Annotated in this window: 23 protein-coding genes; 6 read left to right on the top strand and 17 right to left on the bottom strand. The window is 34.7% G+C overall.

Translation table 11 applies throughout. From position 1 onward, the window contains the following. Nucleotides 1–108: 108 nt before the first annotated feature. The 5 genes from NEH75_RS03295 to NEH75_RS03275 all read right to left on the bottom strand — a co-directional run bounded on the left by NEH75_RS03295 (nt 109) and on the right by NEH75_RS03275 (nt 3,046). Nucleotides 109–294, bottom strand: a complete 186-nt coding sequence (locus NEH75_RS03295; protein WP_144436968.1) for a GNAT family protein — start codon at nt 292–294, stop codon at nt 109–111. 143 nt (nt 295–437) lie between these two features. Beyond that, entirely contained in the window at nt 438–773 is a 336-nt protein-coding gene (locus NEH75_RS03290; RefSeq protein ID WP_055276214.1) for a hypothetical protein, read from the bottom strand. 192 nt (nt 774–965) lie between these two features. Next, entirely contained in the window at nt 966–1,760 is a 795-nt protein-coding gene (locus NEH75_RS03285) for a GNAT family N-acetyltransferase (RefSeq protein WP_262948537.1), read from the bottom strand. Between the two features lie 573 nt (nt 1,761–2,333). After that, complete coding sequence (rpmF, locus tag NEH75_RS03280; protein ID WP_006783624.1) at nt 2,334–2,513, bottom strand: 50S ribosomal protein L32; 180 nt, start codon at nt 2,511–2,513, stop codon at nt 2,334–2,336. Nucleotides 2,514–2,524: 11 nt separating this feature from the next. Continuing rightward, nucleotides 2,525–3,046, bottom strand: coding sequence for a YceD family protein (locus NEH75_RS03275; protein WP_055243570.1), 522 nt, complete (start codon nt 3,044–3,046; stop codon nt 2,525–2,527). A gap of 205 nt (nt 3,047–3,251) precedes the next feature. On the opposite strand from NEH75_RS03275, the gene NEH75_RS03270 reads away from it, so the two are divergent. The 4 genes from NEH75_RS03270 to NEH75_RS03255 all read left to right on the top strand — a co-directional run bounded on the left by NEH75_RS03270 (nt 3,252) and on the right by NEH75_RS03255 (nt 7,429). Then, a complete protein-coding gene (locus NEH75_RS03270) occupies nt 3,252–4,451 on the top strand; it encodes a nucleotidyltransferase (protein ID WP_262948536.1) in 1,200 nt (399 codons plus the stop codon). A gap of 137 nt (nt 4,452–4,588) precedes the next feature. Then, the gene (locus tag NEH75_RS03265; RefSeq protein WP_055276208.1) at nt 4,589–5,605 is read left to right on the top strand and encodes an Mrp/NBP35 family ATP-binding protein; all 1,017 of its coding nucleotides are present in this window, start codon (nt 4,589–4,591) and stop codon (nt 5,603–5,605) included. 275 nt (nt 5,606–5,880) lie between these two features. Continuing rightward, nucleotides 5,881–7,119, top strand: a complete 1,239-nt coding sequence (locus NEH75_RS03260; RefSeq protein ID WP_262948535.1) for a multiprotein-bridging factor 1 family protein — start codon at nt 5,881–5,883, stop codon at nt 7,117–7,119. A 103-nt stretch (nt 7,120–7,222) separates the two neighbouring features. Then, nucleotides 7,223–7,429 (top strand): hypothetical protein, encoded by a 207-nt coding sequence (locus NEH75_RS03255; RefSeq protein WP_055243574.1) that lies wholly within the window; start codon nt 7,223–7,225, stop codon nt 7,427–7,429. Between the two features lie 505 nt (nt 7,430–7,934). Here NEH75_RS03255 and NEH75_RS03250 read toward each other — a convergent pair. The 10 genes from NEH75_RS03250 to NEH75_RS03205 form a co-directional block, all read right to left on the bottom strand. Beyond that, nucleotides 7,935–8,474: a YtxH domain-containing protein gene (locus tag NEH75_RS03250; RefSeq protein WP_212723429.1), complete on the bottom strand. Its 540-nt coding sequence runs from the start codon at nt 8,472–8,474 to the stop codon at nt 7,935–7,937. 84 nt (nt 8,475–8,558) lie between these two features. Beyond that, nucleotides 8,559–8,843, bottom strand: a complete 285-nt coding sequence (locus NEH75_RS03245) for a hypothetical protein (RefSeq protein WP_238580572.1) — start codon at nt 8,841–8,843, stop codon at nt 8,559–8,561. Between the two features lie 27 nt (nt 8,844–8,870). Beyond that, the gene (gene murC, locus NEH75_RS03240; RefSeq protein WP_262948534.1) at nt 8,871–10,184 is read right to left on the bottom strand and encodes a UDP-N-acetylmuramate--L-alanine ligase; all 1,314 of its coding nucleotides are present in this window, start codon (nt 10,182–10,184) and stop codon (nt 8,871–8,873) included. Nucleotides 10,185–10,312: 128 nt separating this feature from the next. Continuing rightward, nucleotides 10,313–13,156, bottom strand: a complete 2,844-nt coding sequence (locus NEH75_RS03235) for a DNA translocase FtsK (protein ID WP_262948532.1) — start codon at nt 13,154–13,156, stop codon at nt 10,313–10,315. 120 nt (nt 13,157–13,276) lie between these two features. Next, nucleotides 13,277–13,591, bottom strand: coding sequence for a thioredoxin family protein (locus NEH75_RS03230; protein WP_055243578.1), 315 nt, complete (start codon nt 13,589–13,591; stop codon nt 13,277–13,279). A 20-nt stretch (nt 13,592–13,611) separates the two neighbouring features. Beyond that, a complete protein-coding gene (locus NEH75_RS03225) occupies nt 13,612–14,664 on the bottom strand; it encodes a hypothetical protein (protein WP_055243579.1) in 1,053 nt (350 codons plus the stop codon). 65 nt (nt 14,665–14,729) lie between these two features. Next, nucleotides 14,730–15,245 carry a DUF84 family protein gene (locus tag NEH75_RS03220; RefSeq protein WP_212725068.1) on the bottom strand — a complete coding sequence of 172 codons (516 nt, stop codon included), beginning with the start codon at nt 15,243–15,245 and terminating at the stop codon, nt 14,730–14,732. A 20-nt stretch (nt 15,246–15,265) separates the two neighbouring features. Beyond that, a complete protein-coding gene (gene trmB / locus NEH75_RS03215; protein ID WP_055243581.1) occupies nt 15,266–15,919 on the bottom strand; it encodes a tRNA (guanosine(46)-N7)-methyltransferase TrmB in 654 nt (217 codons plus the stop codon). A 177-nt stretch (nt 15,920–16,096) separates the two neighbouring features. Next, on the bottom strand, nt 16,097–16,888 hold the full coding sequence (locus NEH75_RS03210; protein WP_262948531.1) for a PHP domain-containing protein: 792 nt from the start codon (nt 16,886–16,888) through the stop codon (nt 16,097–16,099). A 38-nt stretch (nt 16,889–16,926) separates the two neighbouring features. Next, nucleotides 16,927–17,661 (bottom strand): pseudouridine synthase, encoded by a 735-nt coding sequence (locus NEH75_RS03205; protein ID WP_055305338.1) that lies wholly within the window; start codon nt 17,659–17,661, stop codon nt 16,927–16,929. Nucleotides 17,662–17,768: 107 nt separating this feature from the next. Between NEH75_RS03205 and NEH75_RS03200 the strand changes: the two genes are divergently transcribed. Next, nucleotides 17,769–19,028, top strand: coding sequence for a hypothetical protein (locus tag NEH75_RS03200; protein WP_262948530.1), 1,260 nt, complete (start codon nt 17,769–17,771; stop codon nt 19,026–19,028). A gap of 27 nt (nt 19,029–19,055) precedes the next feature. Here NEH75_RS03200 and NEH75_RS03195 read toward each other — a convergent pair whose 3' ends face one another. Beyond that, complete coding sequence (locus NEH75_RS03195) at nt 19,056–19,457, bottom strand: hypothetical protein (RefSeq protein ID WP_055243585.1); 402 nt, start codon at nt 19,455–19,457, stop codon at nt 19,056–19,058. 43 nt (nt 19,458–19,500) lie between these two features. Continuing rightward, complete coding sequence (locus NEH75_RS03190; protein ID WP_055276193.1) at nt 19,501–21,147, bottom strand: polysaccharide biosynthesis protein; 1,647 nt, start codon at nt 21,145–21,147, stop codon at nt 19,501–19,503. A gap of 313 nt (nt 21,148–21,460) precedes the next feature. Here NEH75_RS03190 and sspI point away from each other — a divergent pair, with 313 nt between their 5' ends. Then, on the top strand, nt 21,461–21,679 hold the full coding sequence (gene sspI, locus NEH75_RS03185) for a small acid-soluble spore protein SspI (RefSeq protein WP_055243589.1): 219 nt from the start codon (nt 21,461–21,463) through the stop codon (nt 21,677–21,679). Nucleotides 21,680–21,713 lie beyond the last annotated feature (34 nt).

The raw sequence follows: 21,713 nt of genomic DNA, 5'->3' as shown, positions 1-21,713 counted from the left end.
AGTTTATAAAATTGTATCCCACTTATCGAAGTGTATCGGTACAATTTTATTAATTGAAGTCAACATAGTTAGTAAATGAAACCTCTAAAACAGAAAGCACTGATTTTTTTAATAAAGATTCATCAATCCATCACGATACTGATTATTAACATAAATATTATTTTGATAGGCACCTACTACTTCAAAACCATATTTCTTAGATAAATAAACGGCACGTTCCTTTCCAACTTTTATAATTAAAGAGACCACTTTAATCACAAGATCATTGATTACAAACGTGACTAATGCCTTCATCATCACTGAATTCTAATACCTTTTTCTTACAGATAAAGAAAAATTTTTATTATGAGCGATACACGCTTGCTTAGGCATTGCTTATACAGCAACACCAACTATTATAGAACCTTTATTCCCTCTTGTTCTCTATAAATCAAATTTTAGATTCCAAAATGAATCAGATATTTATTTTCTTGTTTTGCTTGGTTAGCTAAAGAAATCAAATGAGTATATTCTAATTTATCTTGTAACGATAAAATCTGTATTAACCGATCGATGGACTGAGGAGGTATAAGTGTAATCCCGTGGTATGCAATCCCTCTACCTGGAACTTGACGAGTATGCCAATAACAGCAGACATTTTGTAAATCGATTAAAATAGGCTCAATAAAATTATCATCAATTGCAATACAATGATATTTATTTGGTTCATATTCATCAAATCGTTCGTTATTTATAGGCTCATTTTGCATTATTCCAAATTTATGTGTGGCCACCTTATCACCTCTTTAAACACCTAGCAATAGTCAAAATAATTGAAACTCATTTTTAAACAACTTGTTCTCTCCAAATAGACGAATAACTCATAACAACCTTTTCCTCTAAAAGACTAAAAATAAATACATCGGACTCAGGTGAGCAAATAGCCACCTAAAACATAGACAACTGTTAAAATTTACGAAATCATCTTATGGCTGACGAACAATCATCTTCCACTTTCCTATCGTTTTAAACCCTAATTTATGATAAACGGCTCCGGCTTCAGGGTTATCATAAAACAAACAAAGTGTCTTCTGTTCATTTAATAAATCTTGACATAATTTAGATAACACTTGCGTCATTAATCCTTGACGTCGATAATCTTTACGTGTCGCAACACTAACTACCATCGCAGATTTAGAGTTTTCAGCTGCTGTTTGAGCAGTACAAATCACTTCTTTTTTCTCATTCTCAATAAAATAAATGCGTCCTGATTGATCTTCAAGCTTTTGACGCACATGATCAGCAGAATTTCGATTTAAAGTATCAAACTCCTCAATCATCAATAATAAATCAAAGATACGCTCGGCATCATCAGGTGTTGCCAATTTAATAGTTACTTGCCCTGTTTTTAAGGATAGATTATCCTTTAATTCACAAAAATACATCTCTCTCTCATGATATCGTTCAAAACAAGATTTAAACGGACTTACCATCTGTGCTTCACCAGATATAATGTTAGCTCGCTCATCGTTTTGAATAATTTCTCTAAACTTTGAAACAAATAGCTCTTCATCTTTAAAATAAGGAATATAATTGTCTCGATAACGTAATAAGACTCCCGTTAATTCCTCATTTTCATTAAAACTTCCCCAAACGGTTTGAATCTCCGAATCAAATCCATAGTTTTCAATATCACCAATCTGAAATAAATTAAGCCCAGGATCTTTACCTAAAAAATCCATCGTCTTTGTGTAATCATTTTCATTCAATTTCCTAAACATCATAATCTCCCCTTAAATTGCAGTAACTACTCGTCTATAAGTCACTACACTTTCTGTCTAATGATGATGTGAATTCTAACATTAAACCTCAAACATGTAAAGTGAAAATTTCTATAATATGGTATGAAAATTCTTTTCCTAAAAATTAAAAGGAGAACAACTATCCCACTCTCTTAAATATATAATCAATGTCTTAAAGTAATGTTTTAGCATACATATCTAATTAAATCACATACTTCTTGAACATAGAGTTTACCCTAGTAGTGGAGTTTTCCTTATTAGCGAAGGATACCTACTTTGTAGGATAAGGACTGTATAATTCACTCAAAAATTTCTAAATAAAATTAGGCATAAAAAAAGAACGACTCTCGTCGTCCATTTAATCATGATTGATTATTCAAATATTGGTTCGGCTTACACCTCACCTTTCGCTAGTTGATGACATCGGTGAAACACATATCCGCCGATGTATAGATTTACTAAGCAATCTAAGATTGCTAGTAAATCTAACAAAAGCCAGAGCATTTCTGCTCTGGCTAGCTAACCTTTATTAATGGGCCCATTAACAAAGTATTATTCTTCAGTTTTAACTACTTCGCGTCCTTTGTAAGTTCCGCAAGTTCCGCATACACGGTGAGATAATTTCATTTCTCCACATTGTGGGCAAGCTACCATACCTGGTACTTCTAATTTGAAGTGAGTACGACGTTTACGCTTTGCAGTTTTAGATGTTCTTCTTTGTGGTACAGCCATTTTGACACCTCCTAGTTATCTTGAGTATCATTTAGCAATTTTGATAAAACCGCTAATCGTGGATCGACTTTTGGTTCAGCTTCTGATTCGTGCAAATCTTCTTCTGTTTCAAATTCGATTCCTTTTTTCTTCATTTCTTCGTAAGCACCTTCTTTTACGACACGTAAAGGTTTTTGAAGCAAAATATTTTGCCAAATAACCGGTGCAAGTTCAATCGTTGTTCCAGTTACAAGATACTCATCTTCACCTTCTTCATATAGATCCGCATCTAATACGAAGACTTCAACAGAATCGTAATCAAATGGGTATTCTACATCATCAAGTGTTAAGGCACAAGCTAATGTCATTGTTCCTTCGATATGAAGATTAAACACTACCTTTTTGCCTTGAAGTTGTCCTGTTCCTGTCACTTTAACTTTTGACAATTTACGAATTTCATCATGTGCGTTCACAATGTCTGAGAAATCAACTAATTCGTCAATTTCAAAAACTTTGGAACCTTGTTTTATAAGTTGAGCAATAGCCCATTTCATCACAATCACCTCTAATTGCAACAGACTACATTATACATACTTTTTATTTCATTGTCAACAAGTCAGTTGATAATATTCAACAAAAAGATGTGTAATCTTATTAATTTTATCTTTTGGTTCACAACTGACTCTTTCTTTAATATAACCAACCTTCATATTAATATCAATGCATCTTTGATATAATAGAATTTAGGAAGGTGATACGATGAAAGCAACAGGTTTAATAGTTGAGTATAATCCATTTCATAATGGCCATTTATATCATCTCACAAAAAGCATTGAGCAATCAAATGCTGATGTCTTAATTGTCGTTATGAGTGGACATTTTACTCAACGTGGAGAACCAACGATCCTTAACAAATGGGAACGTACAAAAATGGCACTTGCAAATGGAGCCGATTTAGTAATCGAACTACCTTATGCCTATAGTTGCCAACATGCCGACTTATTTGCTAAAGGAGCCGTTTCTATTTTAACACATTTACACGTAAATGAATTAATTTTTGGTAGCGAAAGTGGAAATATTGACGAATTAATCCAATTAGAGTCGATTACTAGTGGAAGTGATTTCCAAAAATCAGTTCGTAAATGGGTACAAACCGGTCTAAGTTTACCAAAAGCGAATGCTAAAGCATTAGAAGAATTCAATTTTACAAAAGAACTTGGAACTTCTCCTAATAATACATTAGGACTTTATTATATTCGTGCGGTGAATGAATTACAAAGTCCAATCAAAGTTGGAACCTTAACACGCATTCATAGTGACTATCGTGATCAAGCCCCAACCCATGATAAAATTTCAAGTGCGACCTCAATCCGAAATCTGCGTGAACAACGTGCCGATTTTAGTACCTTTGTACCAAAAAACGTGCAAGATATTTTAGATGAACATTATCGTCAAACAAACACCTATCATACGTGGGAAACCTACTTCCCTTTTCTCAAACAAAAAATATTGACGTTAACACCAAAACATCTAGTTGAGATTCACGATGTCGAAGAAGGAATTGAAAATCGTTTGTATTCGGCGATGATGAAGAGTTCGTCATTCGAGGAATTTATGGATGCAGTGAAGACAAAACGCTACACGCGTACGCGTATTCAGCGCATTTGTGCCAATATTTTGACGCACACTACAAAAGAATGGATTCATGATTTACAACTAGCAACCGCAGCACCTTACGTTCGATTACTAGGGGCGACCCCAACTGGAAAGCAATATTTAAAGTCCATTAAAAAAGACGTCAATGTTCCTATTTATAGTAAATTCGATTCAAAAGGACATCCAATGCTAAAACATGAACAAAGTGTCACAGCCGCTTATAGTTCTATTTTACCCGAACCTCATTGTACAAATTTAAATATCGCGGAATTTTCAAATTTCCCATTACATTTTGAGCGTTAATTACCGCATTCCTTCATTTTTGGTGTATAATGAGCACATAATCATTCGTTCTTATATAAGACGTTTGATAAGTTTAAGTTTGATACAATAAATAGATGCCATTCATCTATTTCTATATAGTAAAGGAGATTTAATCTATGAGTTTAAAAGAGCAAATTAAACATGAGATCGAACAGTTAGTTGATCCTAGCACAAATAAAACATTAGGTGAACAAAATAGCCTTCGCCACTTAGTTGTTGACGAAGAAGATTCAATTGTGACAGCGATTATTGCGATTGGATTAACAAAAGGACCAGAAGAAAAAACATTATCTCGTCAATTAGCGAAGTTAATTAAAATCGACCATAAGTTCCGTGGGATCAAAGTTCAATTTGAAGAGCTTCCTCATGAAAAAGAGGAATCAGATAACCAAAAGAAAACTGTTTATATTGCCGTGACGTCTGGTAAAGGTGGCGTTGGAAAATCAACGGTTACAGCTAACTTAGCGGTTGCCTTAGCCCGCTTAGGAAAGAAAGTCGGAATCATTGATGCGGATATTTATGGACCAAGTATTCCACACATCTTTGAAATGAAAAAAGAAGGATTCCAAATGGCAGAAAATAATAAAATTTATCCACCAGTAGCCTTCAATATTCCAGTTATCTCAACAGAATTCTTCTTAGAAGATGATCAACCTTTAATGTGGCGTGGACCGATGCTTAACCGTATGTTAAATCATTTCTTCAACGATGTGGCATGGGATGAAAACTTAGACTTTATGTTAATCGACTTACCTCCGGGAACAGGAGATGTTGCCATCGATATTCAAAAATTAATTCCTGAAGCTCATGTCATCGTCGTTACAACACCCCATCCAACAGCTTCACACATCGCTGTTAAATCAGGATACATGGCTAAGACATTAAAACATAATATCTTAGGAGTTGTTGAAAACATGTCTTACTACATCAATCCAGTGAGCGGAGCTCATGATGCTATCTTTGGTTCAGGGGGTGGAGATTTAGTTGCTTCTCAATTAGAAGTTGACTTATTAGCCTCTTTACCAATCGGACAACCACAAAATGAATTATCGCATTCAATCTTCTCACCAGAAGAGGAAATTGGAATTGCTTATTTAGGACTTGCTAATAAAGTATTAAAAGCATTAAAATAATTTAAAAAGGAGCACAATCTACGGATGATGCTCCTTTTCTATTTTTTGTCCATATGAATATCATCATTATCCATATAACAATAATAATTCTTTTGATAACATGGTGACGTAACCTAAAAAGTTAAGCTCTGTTAAAAGAAAATATTGACATAAAAGATTACTGATCATACATTTTTATCTTTGTCTAACTCAATAGAATTTTAAAACTAATATTATTAACGTTTTCGAGCGTCAATAAAATGGTCTAACAGAGCGAAAAGTTAAAGAGGTGGACTATGAAACAATACGAGTATGCGAAAAACCTGACCTATTCACGACTCTCTTTTTCTCCCCCGCTTCATCCTGGGGCCATTATTAGGGATAAACGACTTCACCTTAACTTAACCTTAAGTGAACTCGCTGAACATATTTGTAATACGTCTACCCTTTCAAAAATTGAAACTGGTAATCATAAAGCGACACCCTTACTTCTATCTAAACTTTATGAAAAACTAAACATCATTGAGGTTCCTAGTTTACAGCTAACTGATTGGTTAGCACCCATTCGAGTTAAGCTTTATCAACATGATTTGATAGCACTACACCAGCTGAATTTAAACACTTCCTTTCATTATCAAGCACGCTTAATTAAGTTTGCATCTTCAGTACTAAATAAAGACTATGTACAAGCCCAAAAGCAAACATTAATATTACAGAAAATGATGACATATATGTCACTCGAAGAACTTCAGTTTTATTATCTTTTTTTAGGCCGTTACTATATGGCATTCAATGAAGGCCTCTTAGCTAAAAATTACTATCATCTCTCTTACGAAATAGCTAATACGATCACTCTCTCAGATCCACTATTACTTCTATCATTAGCTGAGTATTATTCTTTATCTAATGACTCCTTCAAAGCAGGTCATCTTGCCGTTGAAGCATTATCTAAATTTAATGAATATTACTCGCTAAAATATACAATCGACTGCGAGCTATTACTCTGCTATGAGTATACCAAAACAGGACTTTTACCAAAAGCTAATTCTCTTCTTGAACGTTTATGTACTAAACTTAATCACTCAGACCCCTATCATCAACGTGCGACTTTATTTAACTGCTATGGCGATTATTATGTTGCTATCGAGGACTATATTTCAGCTGAAAAAATGTACTTGCAAGCCCTACTTGAGCATCATGTCCCATCTGAAACGATTTTATCACTCATCAAACTTTATTATCATTCTTCACAGACACCTAAATTAAAGCGATTCTTAACTCAACTTCAGCAAAAAGAAGTGAATTTTAATCGTCAAAATTATCTAAAGTGTCAATTTTATTACTACTTAGTCCATCATCCTAATTCTGATGTATTACGAATTTTTCTAATTAAAGAAGCAATTCCTTTTGCAAAAAAACAACACGACCGTCTAGGATTAGAACTTTTTTCAAAAAGTTTATTTCAGATTTGCCAAGCGCGGCACAAATATAAGGAAGCAATTCATATCTTATCAGAGCTCTATGAGACTTCATAAACTTTTAAAAACTTTTGGTAAAAACGACAAAATAAACTTTCTGCCTGTTATATAATTAATCTACCTCTTACAAGAAATGTTCTCCTTGAAAGTGAGGGATATAATGAAAGAATTATACATTCAGTATAGCTATTCCCATGAAGCGTGGGGAATCTATGATCCAGACATTGAGGACTTCATTCATTATCATCCATCAATGAAAGAAGTGGTAACATTCGCGTATGAATTAGCGCCACTTATTAAGCCGTGTAAAGTTAGTCTGATCCCTCAATATCTATTAACCACTTACACGATTTGTTATTGTTACTAACTCAATCGTTTGGACTTCGAAAAAAGAGTTGTATCTAAAAAGATACAGCTCTTTTTTTATTAAACTGACGAAATAATCCTTTTTAATTAGCGCAATATAACCTAGCGATCAATGTAAAAATAAAACTCCCGCTGCTATCGAGAAAACCTTAACAACAATCCCTAAGATGAGCGTACCTATTATCAGTCATAGATTTACGCTAATATAAAAACTTAATACCCAACCGATAAGATGATAGATAAACTGCAGCCCTATCGTTAATCATGCAATAGTGAAATCTTCATTAGTCCAGCTCGAATTTTAGGATTATTTAGTTGTTTTAAGTCTTTAAATACGTACTATTCCGCTAACTATTGTTCTAAAACCTACAATTCCAGAGAAATTCTAAAAAATCGTTCTATAACCCCAAATGCTCTGCGACCAGAAAATATCCAAATAACAATTAATTACATAAAAAGGTTGTATCTTCATGACCTCTCGTCATTTAGAATACAACCTTTTTTAATTATTCACCTTGATTTTCTTCTGTTTTTGTTGCAATATCAACAACATCAGTTGCTACATTTTTAACTTCTTCTGCTACACTTGACGCAACAACTTTAGCATCATCAGAAACGCTTGAAACAACGGTTTTGACACCATCTACAAGATCTTTTGCATTATCTTTTACGGCATCAATAACAATTGTAAAGTTTTCCTCTAAATCATCTTGAACTAATTCTGCTTGATCTTTTAATGTTTCTTTCGCTTCATCTAAACGTTGAACCATCTCATTTAATTTTGCTTTCACATCGTTGACCTTTACTTCAAGATCAGCTTTAGATAATTCCCAATCGAAGTTATTGACTAGCTCTTTAATTTCATCTAATTTAGTAACAAAAGCTTCTTTTACATCTTCAACTTCTAAGTCTTTAATTTTTGTTTGAAGATCATCTACTTTTTGCAATAATTCATTTTGCATTTCTTTACCTGATTTTGGTGTTAATAATGCAACTGCTGCAGCTCCAAGAAGAGCACCTAAAACAAATACATTTCTTTTTTTCATAAGAAGACCACCTTTCATTCTAACAAAATATAGGTTACCCATTTCAACGTATCCTATGAGACGTCAAAATAAATTATACCTCATTTATTGTCGTACACGATTGACTAAAGAAATAGCTTTAAAAATTCCTTGACCATTTGATACAGCTTGTGTTACATAATCCTCTACCGCTTTTGTTTTTTCTTGAACATCTTCAACAATTTTTGAACTCTCATTTACTAATGTCGCTGATTCATTGAATAAACGAATCAATGATTTTAAGGTAAAGACTAAATAAACCGTTAAAACAATTAAACATGCAATTGCTGTTAAAATTAATAAATCTGATAATGTAAATGTCAATGTTATACCGTTTGTTAATGTCAACATCTTTCCCCTATCCTTTCAACCATCATCCTAAGCTTCTACATTCCAAGGTAGACGTGTATAAGCATCTTCATATTTTTTTATATCGCCAGCTCCCATAAAGACAACAACAGCCGTTGGATATTGGTGTAACTGGTTCACCGTTTCTTTCGTAATTAAATGCCCACTATGACATTTATCAATCAATGTTTGAATATCAACAGTTCCGTTTGCTTCACGAGCTGAACCAAAAATTTCTGTTAAATAAATATGATCCGCCAAGTTTAAACTTTGAGCAAATTCGTTAATAAAGGCTGCTGTACGAGTGAACGTATGTGGTTGGAAAACAGCTACTAATTCACGATCTGGGTATTTTTGACGAACTGCTTTTAATGTCACCGAAATCTCAGTTGGATGATGCGCATAATCATCAATAATGATTTGCTCGTGATGAGCTTTTTGAGCAAAACGTCGTTTTACCCCTTCAAATAATCGTAAATCTTTTTCAACAATTGATGGGTTTAATCCTTCTAAATAGCAAACAGCAATAACAGCTAAGCTATTTAAAATCATATGATCTCCAAAGAATGGTGTTACAAATGTATGATAGAACTCTCCATTAATTAAAACATCAAACGTTGTTCCTTCTGAATTTTTTAACACATTTGTAGCAATCACTTGATTTGAAGTCTCAAAACCATAGGTCATGATTTTAGTTGAAGCTTTTAACTTTTTAACTTCTGGATCATCTCCACAAGCAATCACCATTTTTTTACACTGACTCACAAACGTATTGAAAGCATCTAAGACATCATCAATATCTTTGAAGTAATCTGGATGATCATGTTCAATATTTGTGATAATCGCATAATCAGGATGATACGCTAAGAAATGACGTTGATATTCACAGGCTTCGAATACGAAATATTCACTATTTTCGACACCTTTACCTGTTCCATCACCGATTAAATATGACGTCGGATGATTTAAACGTAAAACATGAGATAATAATCCTGTTGTTGTTGTTTTTCCATGTGTTCCTGAGATAGCGATTGAAGTAAATCCACCTGCTAAACTTCCTAAAAATTCATGATAGCGAACACATTTTGCACCTGTTTGTTTTGCCTGAATCACCTCAACGTGATCATCTTTAAAGGCATTTCCAATAATTACTGTCATATCAGGTTCAATATTAGATTTTCCAAATGGATATAAAGTCATTCCTTTAGCTTCTAATCCGATTTGGGTAAATAAAGTTTCCTCAATATCTGAACCTTGAACTTCATGCCCCATATCATATAAAATATGTGCCAATGCACTCATTCCTGAACCTTTTATTCCAATGAGATGATATTTTTCACTCATTCTAAACCGTCTCCTATCTCGTACTAAAGATTATTTCTTTACTATTATATCATTTATCGCCTATTTGGAAACCGCCTTTGAGTCATTATCAGACACAAAAGGCGGTTTCTTTTAAAGGCATTTAACTATTAAAATCGTGTTTGATCTTTCATGGCTTCAAATTCTTCACGAGAAATCTTAATTTCGCGTTGTTTTTGTGCACCTTGTGGTTCACCAATCCAGCCGTTCATTTCTAATGTATCAATAATACGAGCTGCACGATTGAAACCAATGCGTAATCGTGTTTGAAGGGAAGATACTGTTGCATGACCACGATCAAAAATAAAATTCATGGCATCATACAATAAAGGATCAGTATCCGATTGAATACTTGAGCTTCCCTTTTGGAACACTTCATCTGAAATTAAATACTTTGGTTTCCCTTGTTGTTTCACACAAGCAACGATAGCATCAATTTCATCACTTGAAATATAAGCACCTTGAACACGTTTCACTTTTGAGCCACTTGAAGACCAAAGCATGTCACCTTGACCAAGAAGATTTTGTGCCCCAGTTTCATCTAAAATGACACGTGAATCATTTGCTTGAGCAACTGCAAAAGCAATTCGGCTTGGAATATTGGATTTAATCGTCCCGGTAATCACATCTACCGTTGGACGTTGAGTCGCAACAATTAAATGAATTCCCGCCGCACGTGCCTTTTGTGTGATTCGCATAATACAGTCTTCGACTTCTTGGGCTGATACCATCATCAAGTCTGCTAACTCATCAATAACAATTAAAATATATGGAAGCTTCGCATAACTCATTTCAAATTCGTGTCGTCTTTCATTAAATGATTTAATGTCTCGTACTCCATTTGTGGCAAATAGTTCATAACGACGCTCCATCTCATCAACGGCCCACTTTAAACCTTGAGCTGCTTTGCGTTCATCACAAATCACAGGCGTAATTAAATGAGGAATAGCGTTATACGGTGCTAATTCGACACGTTTTGGATCAACTAGCATCACACGAACATCTTCTGGACTTGCTTTATATAGCATACTGACTAATAGTGTATTGATGCAGACACTTTTCCCTGATCCGGTTTGCCCTGCAATGAGTCCATGAGGCATCGTTGAGATATCCGCATAAACAGGTTGTCCAGATACATCTTGACCCAGACCAATACAAAGCGGACTTTCATGTAAGATAAACTCAGGTTTTGATAAGATTTCCTTTAGAAAGACCATCTTACGTTTAGGATTCGGTATTTCTACACCAATGGTATTTTTTCCTGGAATAGGTTCAATACGTAATTCCTCAACTGATAGACTTAATTTTAAATCATCTGAAAGGCCTGTTATTTTATTTAGCTTCGTTCCAGATTCAGGCTGAATTTCAATTTGAGTAACCGTTGGACCTTGGGTATACTCTCCTGTTAATCGAACTTTCACTCCAAAATCAAGGAATGTCTGTTCTAAAATTTCCATTTTATTAACAATCCACTCTTCATCCATTGTTTCTGAATGAGTTGGCTCTTTTAATAATGATAAAGGTGGTGTTTCATAATAAATCGCTTCAACTTCCTCTTCTTCTATTCGAACTTGTTCTAACACTTCATCACAGAAGTTTTCATCATCAAAGAATTCGGATTCATCCTCTTCCGTGAACATCTCATCTTCTATTTCATCACTTAATGTCTCTTCAAGAGAGGCTTGCTCTTGAGAATGATTCAAAATTTGATCAAGCAGTGAGGTTTGTTTTTCCTCTTCTTGTAGAAGAGTTAAGACATCATCAATTCCTAAATCACTTACTTGTTCCTGATGAGCTTCATCTTCAGATAACAACGCCTCAAAAATCGAAGGTGCTTTTTCTTCCTCATTTAATAAAGATAAAACATCATCTAACTCTAACTCTTGAGAAGATTGAGCTATGGATGCCACAGATTTAGCAATCTCGCCGTCGCTCTCTTCGACTAACACTTCATCTTCATTCGCTTCTGAACCTATGATTTCGTCGTCAGATTCAACAGCAACTACTTCTGCTACTTTTTCTAATGCTTCATCGTCATTCACTTCTGAGGCGATAGTTCCCTCCTCAGATTTAATGATAACTTCTTCTGTGATTTCTTCTAACGATGTGATTTCTTCTTTCATCTCATCGATAGCTTCTTCAGTTAGTGGAGTCACCTCATCTACTTCGTCTCGTTCTGAAACGTCTAACACACCTTGTGCTTTATTAATTGTTTCAACGATGGTTTCAGCTAACTCTTTAACTTCACTAGCGATATCACTCAATAAACCATCTTTTATTTCATGAGTGACTGGTGCATCCACATCTTCCATTGGCACTTCTTCAACAATCTCTTTCTCATTATTTACAACGATGATATCTTCTGTTTCATCTGATAATGGTCGATCAATTGTTGTTTCGTCTTTTTCCAGTTCAATAGCATCGTTCGCAGTTGTAAAACTGGGACAAACTTGAGCTTCGTCTTCAGATTCGAAAAGCTCATGTAATTCATCATTGAGAACTGAGACAACTTCACTTCCCTCATCCCTTAGATGAGTCTCAATTTGTACCTCTTCAACCAAAGGCTTATCTTTGTTTTCTTCAACCATAGATGCTGTTGAAAGTTGATATTGACCGTGTGCTAAGTGTACCGTCTTTGGTTGATGAATACGACGTCCACTAATCGGTGACACGAATTCAACAGGTTTATAACCTGAAGCTTTGGATGATGAAGAAGTATTCATTCGAGACGAATTAGGTTGAGTACTAGTTGAAATATGTCTTTCTTTTTTCACGTTCACCTCTGGACTTAAAATAGCCTGAGGACGATCGACTACCGATTTTACAATAGGTTTTACGGTAGGTTGAATCATTACCTTTGATTCATTTTTTGAGATTGGCTTTGGTGCTGGTGAAACTGTCACTTCATCCCCAAAGCCCACTTTCTCAATATCAAAAATTTTACGTTTTTTCATACTGTCACACCCTAAATTACCCAAATGTTTACTCTTAATTATACATGAAAAGGTTCTTCTTTCACAAGAAGGTTAAAAAAAATCGCCACGATTTTCATGGCGATTTTTCCTTATCTCTCATTACGCTAATGATTCAATGAATTCTTCAATTTGTTGACGTGTTTTACGTTCTTTATTAACGAAGCGCCCAACTTCTTGTCCACCTTTAAAAGCAACAAAACTTGGAATTCCGAAAATCTCTAACTCAACACATAAATCCATCAACTGATCACGGTTAATCGTATAAAAATTATACTGATTATACTTTTCTACGATACTTGGCATGAATGGTTTAATGACCATACAATCTGGACACCAATTAGCTGTAAATAAAATAATCGCATTTTCATTCATAATCACTTCATGATATTGTTCAACACTTGTAATTTCGTTCACGTTAAAAAACCTCCCTTGATTTATTCTTCACTTTCAGCTTGTGAAACTTCACTACGCTTATCACTACTGAAATCAAATTGAATCACTTGTTCATTTTCCATCGTTGACAATTCTCCATCAACAACCCCATCTGAATCTGTGGACTCAGTCGTTTCTTCATCTGATTGTGCTGCTACACCAGCTGATGTATCTTTTACACTTGTCACGGCAGCTTCAGCCGCTTCTGAATTTGAAGACTCGTCAGTAGAGCGTAAAGCTCCTTTTGCAGCCACTTGCGTTTCTGTTGTTAATGGTTCATATGACTCAACCGTACGTCCAACAACTAACATATTATAAGCTAAATATGGTGCTTCTTCATAGTCTATGATGGCTGATAGCTTTGCTCCATCAACAAAGACGGTTAATAAATATTTCTCAGGCATTTGCACTAACTGAACAAAGCCATTTTGTCCATCAATATTAAAGTTCTTATAAAAAACTTCTTCACCTGCTGCTTTATTTTCATCACGAAGTAAATAATAGGTATCGGTATCTTGTCCAATGACATTATATTGATTATTATAATGCATAATAACCTCATTATTTTTATACTTGATAATATCATTTACTCCAATGGACCATTTATATTGGAATTGTCGTGGAATATGATAGGCAACTGTTCCATTTTTTATATTGACTTCACTTCCTTGATATGCAAAGGCTGCTTCGATGCTATCGTCCATCTTAGCATGAAACGTGTCTGCTGTCACAACTGGTCTAGCCATATAAAGTAACCCAGCACTTAATCCAACGATGACCACTCCACTAAAAATCGTTGTCGCACGATTTAGGAATCGTAATTGAGAAGGTTTAGCTTCCATCATCATTGGTGCTTCATAGGTTGATGGTTCCATTTTCGTTTGAGTCAATTTATGTTTAATCGCATGAATTTTCAATTTATTTTTCAAATTTAATGCTTGTAATTTACGTTTTGATGATTTCGTTAAGTTAATAAATTGTTGCTTTATTTGGTTTGATGTCGTTTTCGTTTCTTCTGTTGTATTCACTGTCATATCTCTCTTCTGTTTCGACAAAAAATCGCCCCCTTATAGCATAATACAATCATATTATATCATAGGAGACGATTCTAACCAAATTTTTATTTTCGACAGCACTGCTGAGCATATGTGTATTGTCCCCATAATAAGCGAACAATATGACTAAAATTGTCTTTGCGATTAAAGAAGTCTGCTGTCAAAATTCCAATTGCACCTTCGTTTGAACGGACATTTTGACGTTTTGAATAACCATCGATCACATCGCCAAGTTCGGCTCCCGCTTCAAGAGGAGCAATTAACTCAGTAGGCAATGGTAGACGTGTCCCACCTGCATAAAAGGTCTGACCGTCTTGAGTTTTTAATACACCCCAATTAACAAGATATAACTGTTCATTTAAATACTCCACACCAGCTTCTAATCCGATCCCAATCTGACCAAACTTTAAACAAGCTTCTGCTCGATTACTCGCTCCAGCGACTGTTTCTGCGTCACTAAAAGGTTGATTAGAGACACCACTAGGAACATTAGTTCCCATGACCTCTTGTCCTATTGGTTCTAAAACTTCTTTAACAGCAGTCACTTTTACTTGATTCGTTGAACCAACAATTACCTTCATAAATCATTCCCCTTTTTTGATTAAGCTTTTGCTTTGAATTGAGCTTCTAAACGATAAATTGGTTGCCCTTTAGCACTGAACTTTTGCTCATACTCTGTCATAACATTCCAATCTAAATCTTCACGTTGATGTAAATCTAACGCTACATCTCTTAACCCCATTCCATACTCTGTTACACTGACTAATGAATATTCAAACAATAAACGATTATCTGTTTTGAATCGAAGATATCCTTCTGGAATGGTAATATGTTCATATAACTTTAAAAAGTTTTCATGTGTTAAACGACGTTTCGCATGACGTGGTTTCGGCCATGGATCTGAGAAGTTTAAGTAAACACCTTCCACTTCATTTTCTTCAAAAATATTAGTTAAATCTTCTGCATCAATTTTTAATAGCTTTAAATTTGGAAGTTCTCCTGCTTCAAGTACTTTTTCTAATGCACGAACCATAACAGAGTCAAATTTTTCAATCCCGATGAAGTTTAAATGGGGATTTTTTTGTGCCATTCCAATAACGAATTGCCCTTTTCCCATTCCAACTTCAATATATAAAGGTTGATCTTTTTCAAAGACTGATTGCCAGTTTCCTTTTAAGGCTTCTCCATTTGGAATAACGATTTCCGGATGAGCTGCAATTGTCTCAGCGGCACCTTTTACTTTTCTTAAACGCATACTATCACCGTTGCCTTTCTCATATGTCTAAGTCGAAATTATCGACGAATTTTACTAAATTTTGATTTTTTTACACGACTGCTATTGTATCATAACTTTTTCAAATTGTGAACGTTCCTTGGTCTAGCAAGCCTTTAAACATAAAGAAGACCACCTTAGGTAAGGTGGCTTTTAGGTTTATTTAAACGGTAAAGTCTCCATCACTAGCTGACCAAACGGACGATTTGGTCCATACGTATGATGAAAATCTGATCCTGTTGTCTGAATTAATTGATACTCCTTCGTTAATTGATCAATCATCTCATAATCATGCTCATCGTGATCTGGGTGATATTTTTCGATGCCATCCAATCCGACAGCCACTAAATCCGGAATTAAATCATACGTTTTGGATTGTCCAGGATGTGCCATAACGGCCACTCCACCATCTGCTTTAATGGCTTTTACTGCCTCTTCGGCATTAACGTATGTAATCACACGATCACAAATCCCACCTTTTTGAAATAGTGGTTTCAACTCTTGGCGATGATATCCCTTACTCGTTAAGACATCAAAAATATGTTGCTTGTACCACGCCGTCGAATCTTTCGCTTTTTGAGCGACCTCATCCATCGTTAAGTTATATCCAGCCTTAATCAATTGTTCCACTTGCCACTTTGTATTAGCATCTCGACGAGCGTTAATAGGATCAACTAAGGCTTTAATATGTGGGGCTTCTAAATTAAAATGATAACCTAAAATATGAGTTTTTTTCTGACGCTTAAAATCATATGCACTAATCTCAATTCCTGGAATCACTTCAACGCCAATCGCTTTCCCAAACTCCATTGCTTCTTTTAATCCAACAACGGTATCATGATTTGTAATCGCCACATGTGTTAATCCACGTTCTTTGGCCAGTAATAACATCTCTTTTGTACTTAATGAACTATCTGAGATGGTTGTGTGAACATGCAAATCAATTCTCATTCTAACCTCACCTCATCCTCTTAGCTAGATTTTTTCTCTTAATGAGTCGCCTCAGCTTTTAAACAATCTAGTTCTTTATCCGTTAATTCACGATACTCACCTAACGCTAATGATTCATCTAACTCTAAGCCTCCAATTGCTAAACGTTTTAGATAAACCACTTTACATCCTACGCTCGCAAACATACGCTTCACTTGATGGAATTTCCCTTCTGTAATACAGATTTCTACCGCTGTTAGGTTATCGACTGGTCCTAAAACTTTGACTTTCGCTGGCTTCGTCATAAATGCATCATTGTTTCCATCTAAAATTTCAACACCGGCTTCTAACTGATTAATTGATACGTCTGTTAACTCACCTGTCACATGTGCAACATAACGTTTAAATACGTCTTTTTTCGGTGAAATGATTTCATGAGCTAACTTTCCATCATTCGTTAATAACACTAAGCCTTCTGTATCACGATCTAAACGACCAGCAGGTGCCACATCAAACATTAAATAATAATCATCTAATAAATCAATCACTGTACGATAATCACGATCACGTGTCGCACTTAAACAATTTTGTGGTTTATTCATCATTAAATAAACAAATTCACGATATTCAACCACTTCATCAAACACCGTAACAACTTGTTTACTTAAATCAACTTTTTGCTTCGCATCTTTAGCAATCACACCATCTACTTTTACCACTTTTGATTTTAATAATTTTTTAACTTCCGTACGTGTCCCATATCCAGTATGAGCTAATAATTTATCTAAACGCAACGCTAGTTCCTCCAATTTTATCTAAAACTTTTTTAAACAAAAATATCATAACACAATCGAGAATTCTTTCATAGTATATAGTACCAATAGAAAGGAGGGCTTCGCCCATGTTTGGTAAACTAAAAAAACAAAAATCAAGATCGCCTGTCGAGGAAATGGAGCAGTTTTATTTAAATCAATTTTTAAATAATCCAAAAATCCCTCCGCAAGGATATAATGGTATGCCTCAAAATGGACCAGGCCTGAATCCAATGATGGGACCTAATAATAGTACAGGCCCTCAATTTCAAGGTCAAAATGGAATGGGCATACCAATAGGAGGACTTAATTCAATGATAAATAACGGTTTCAATCAAAATCAAGTTCCCATGGCAGCCAACAACTTTATCCCTAATCAATTACCAATGATGAATAATAACCTTAATCCCAATCAAATGCCAATGATGAATAACAGTTTGAACCCCAACTCCTATCCAATGATGGAGAATAATTATAACCAAACTCCTATGATGAACAATTCAACTAATACTCCTTATTCTATGATGAACAACAACGTCAATTCTAATCCACTTCCAATGATGAATAATAGTTACAATCAGAACCCATACACGATAATGAATAATAACTTCCAGCAAACGCCTCAAATGACTAATCCGATGAATACCAATCCTTATAATAATTTTAATACCAATCAACTACCGATGATGAATAATCTTAATACGAACCAACTTCCAAACAATAATAACAACTTCAACCAACCTCAAATGCCTTCATTAATTAATGATACCATCAACTCTAATATCGGAGCTGAACCGTCTCCTAGCACTTCATTTCCTGGGCAATTTTCATTCAATGACTTCTCATTTTCTCAGCCTGTTCAACAGACTCTCCCCGATTTAACGCCATCTCTTGAAGACTTAACAGGTACAAATATCTTATCAAATCAATACTTCCGTCCAAATCCTGTGCCAACAAGTGCATCTGGAGCGGGAGCACAAGCCGAAAAAGAAATTCAAAATGTGACACCATCGACACCGACTAATAATCCTACACTAACACCTACAAATGCAGTCGGCTCAACCAATCCAAATATTCCAACGATGCCAACAAATTCAGCTGTGCTATCACCCCCACCACCAACATCAGTTACTGATACACTGCAATCAACACCTGTCGTTCCTATTCAAACACCTCAGTCTTATCCTAGCAATCAGCTAGCAACTTCTGTCAATCCATATCCAAATTATTCAGCAATTAATAATCAAAACATCGATATTTATGACGTTAAAAACAAAGTGGATAACATTAATATTCGCCTTCGAAAAGTTGAAAGTTATCTCGGATTCCGCCCTGAAACAACGATATAATAAAAAACCGCCATCATTAGCGGTTTTTTATTCATAATAGCTTGGACCAATTTGATCTCTGTATTCCTTTAGAATATTTTGTTTATACAATTCATTGACTTCTTTTTCAATCGCTTGTTTTTGATCGGGTGTAAATATTTTATCAAGATCTTCAATAATTTCATACACGATTTTTAAAGCGGCATCATAATCAATTAATGATTCTTTTTGAGAAAGTGGCTCTAATGTGCTCATCACGGGCTGTGTATCCTCTGCATAATCAGATAACCATGATTTGACGTGATCAGTGACTCTCATAGCCGCGGAGGCTAAAACTGTAATATTTTGTTGTGCTTGATCCGTTAATTGAACTTTCGTTCGAATACCACCTGCAAAGAGGAAATATGCCACTCCAAGTCCAAGTGTAAAATAGATTAATGCTCGCTTCATCCCATCACCTTCAAACTAAGCTATCTTTTGAGCTTAGTATGACCTAGCGACGACGAAGTATGCGCTCTTTTAATTGTTTTGGTGAAAATTTCATTCCAAATAAAGCCGTAATTAAATCGAAGTACCAAGCTAATCCAAAATAAGCTAGAACTCCAATGAATCCCGCGATTGCTACATAGATATACGATAACATATGACGTGCATTATAATCCATGAATAAATCAAGAATAAACTTCACAGCAATAACGAATAAAGCCATGATTCCTGTAAAGACGAAGATTGCAACTAATCGGCGAAGTAATTGTGAAACTTTGAATCCTGTTTCACGTTTAATCACTATTAAACTCATTGTGATACAGAACGTATAGGCGATCATCGTTGCCATTGTTGCTCCATCGGTTTGGAAAATAGGAATTAAGAATACATTTCCGAGATATTTAATAACTAATGAAACACCTAAGAAGATAATCCCATACCATTGCTTACCAATTCCTTGTAAAATAGCTGTCACAATACTATATAATGCCATGAATAGTCCTAATAATGATCCCAATCTAAAGATGTCTCCACCCATTGCATTATAACCTGGTGTCGACGAATTAAAGAACATAATATAAATCGGCTCTGATAACAAAGCCATTCCGACAACAGCTGGAACCGTAATGAAACATGTTAACTGAATAGCTAACACTAAATTCTTACGAACAGACTTCATATTCCCAGCTGTTAAATGATGTGTTAACTCTGGAATTAATGGCTGTCCAAATGAAATAGCAAATGAGACCGGAATCATAATAATCTTATATAAAGATCCTGCATACATACCATATGAATCCTCAACAATAACACCATCTAATCCACTGACTAACATATAGTGATTATACGTTGTTTGATCGACGATTTGAAACAAATTAGTGGCCAATCCTAAAATAGCAAACGGAATCGCATATGAAATTAATTCTGTAAATAAATTCCCATAATTTCGCGGTTCATGGGGAACTGATTTTCGAAGAAGCTTATTATAATGCTTCACATTTTTTATCCAATAATAATATAAAATTAAAAATGCAGTAATTCCAGCTAGGAATGCCGAAAAGACAGAAAAACCAACCGCTTCTTTTGTACTTCCACCTTTAATATTTATAATATAGTAAGATCCTGCTAAGATGAAAATAATACGAACGACTTGCTCTACAAACTGAGAAACTGAAGTCGGAATCATATTTTGATTTCCTTGGAAGAATCCCCTAAATATAGCCATGACCGGAATAATTAACAAGGCAAAACTAATCGTTTGAATAGCCATTGTTACATCTTCAATTGAATTTGCTAACTCTTTTTGTCCAGCTAAAACAACTTGTGCATACCATGGTGCTAGATTATACATGGTTAAAAATCCTAGACAACCTAATCCAACCATAAACCAAATCGCATATCTAAACATTTTCCGAGCAGTATCATACTCTCCTGCTGCATTATATTTCGAGACAAATTTCGCAATTCCAACAGGAATTCCAAGAGTTGATAAACTAATAAATAACGCATATGGTGTATATGCATAATTATAAAGTGCCATCCCTGATGTTCCAACTAATTGTTGAAACGGGATCACATAAAGAATTCCAAGGAATTTGGTGGCAAACATACTAATACTTAAAATCATTGCCCCCTTTAAAAAGCGATTCCCCATATCTTCGACCTACTTTCTTTTCTTAACACCGCATGTTTAGACGGTTTCACCATATTATTTTACTATAACTCTACAAACTTTCCAAATAAATTTAATTAGATATAAATTCTCTTGTTTTTTCTATATTTATTTATATAGACCTATCTGATGCTCAAGATTACTCTAACAGTTCACTCAAATCGTCTCTCTTAAGCTTAACCTACTGCACTAGTATATGTTGCTCATCTATAAAAATTTCAAATAATAAAAATATGTATAGTTTTCCAAAATGGTGAAAAACTATAACGAAAGAAATTTTTATGAGGTGATGATCATGAACTTCGATTTAAGAAAAGCTGTTATTGCAAACTTAGATGACTCAAACTATGATGAAATCCGTGAAACGATTATTGATGCGATTGAATCTGGAGAAGAAAAAACACTTCCTGGATTAGGAGTTATGTTTGAAATCTTATGGAATGGAAGCAATGATTCAGAAAAAGAAACAATGGTTTCACGTATTACTCAATGTTTAAAACCAAAGGCTCTTTAATTTAAAAAGTAGAGATGATTCTCTACTTTTTTTA

This window comes from Turicibacter sp. T129 (assembly GCF_025594975.1).
Lineage (GTDB): Bacteria > Bacillota_I > Bacilli_A > MOL361 > Turicibacteraceae > Turicibacter > Turicibacter bilis.
This window is presented reverse-complemented; position numbering and strand designations above follow the sequence as displayed.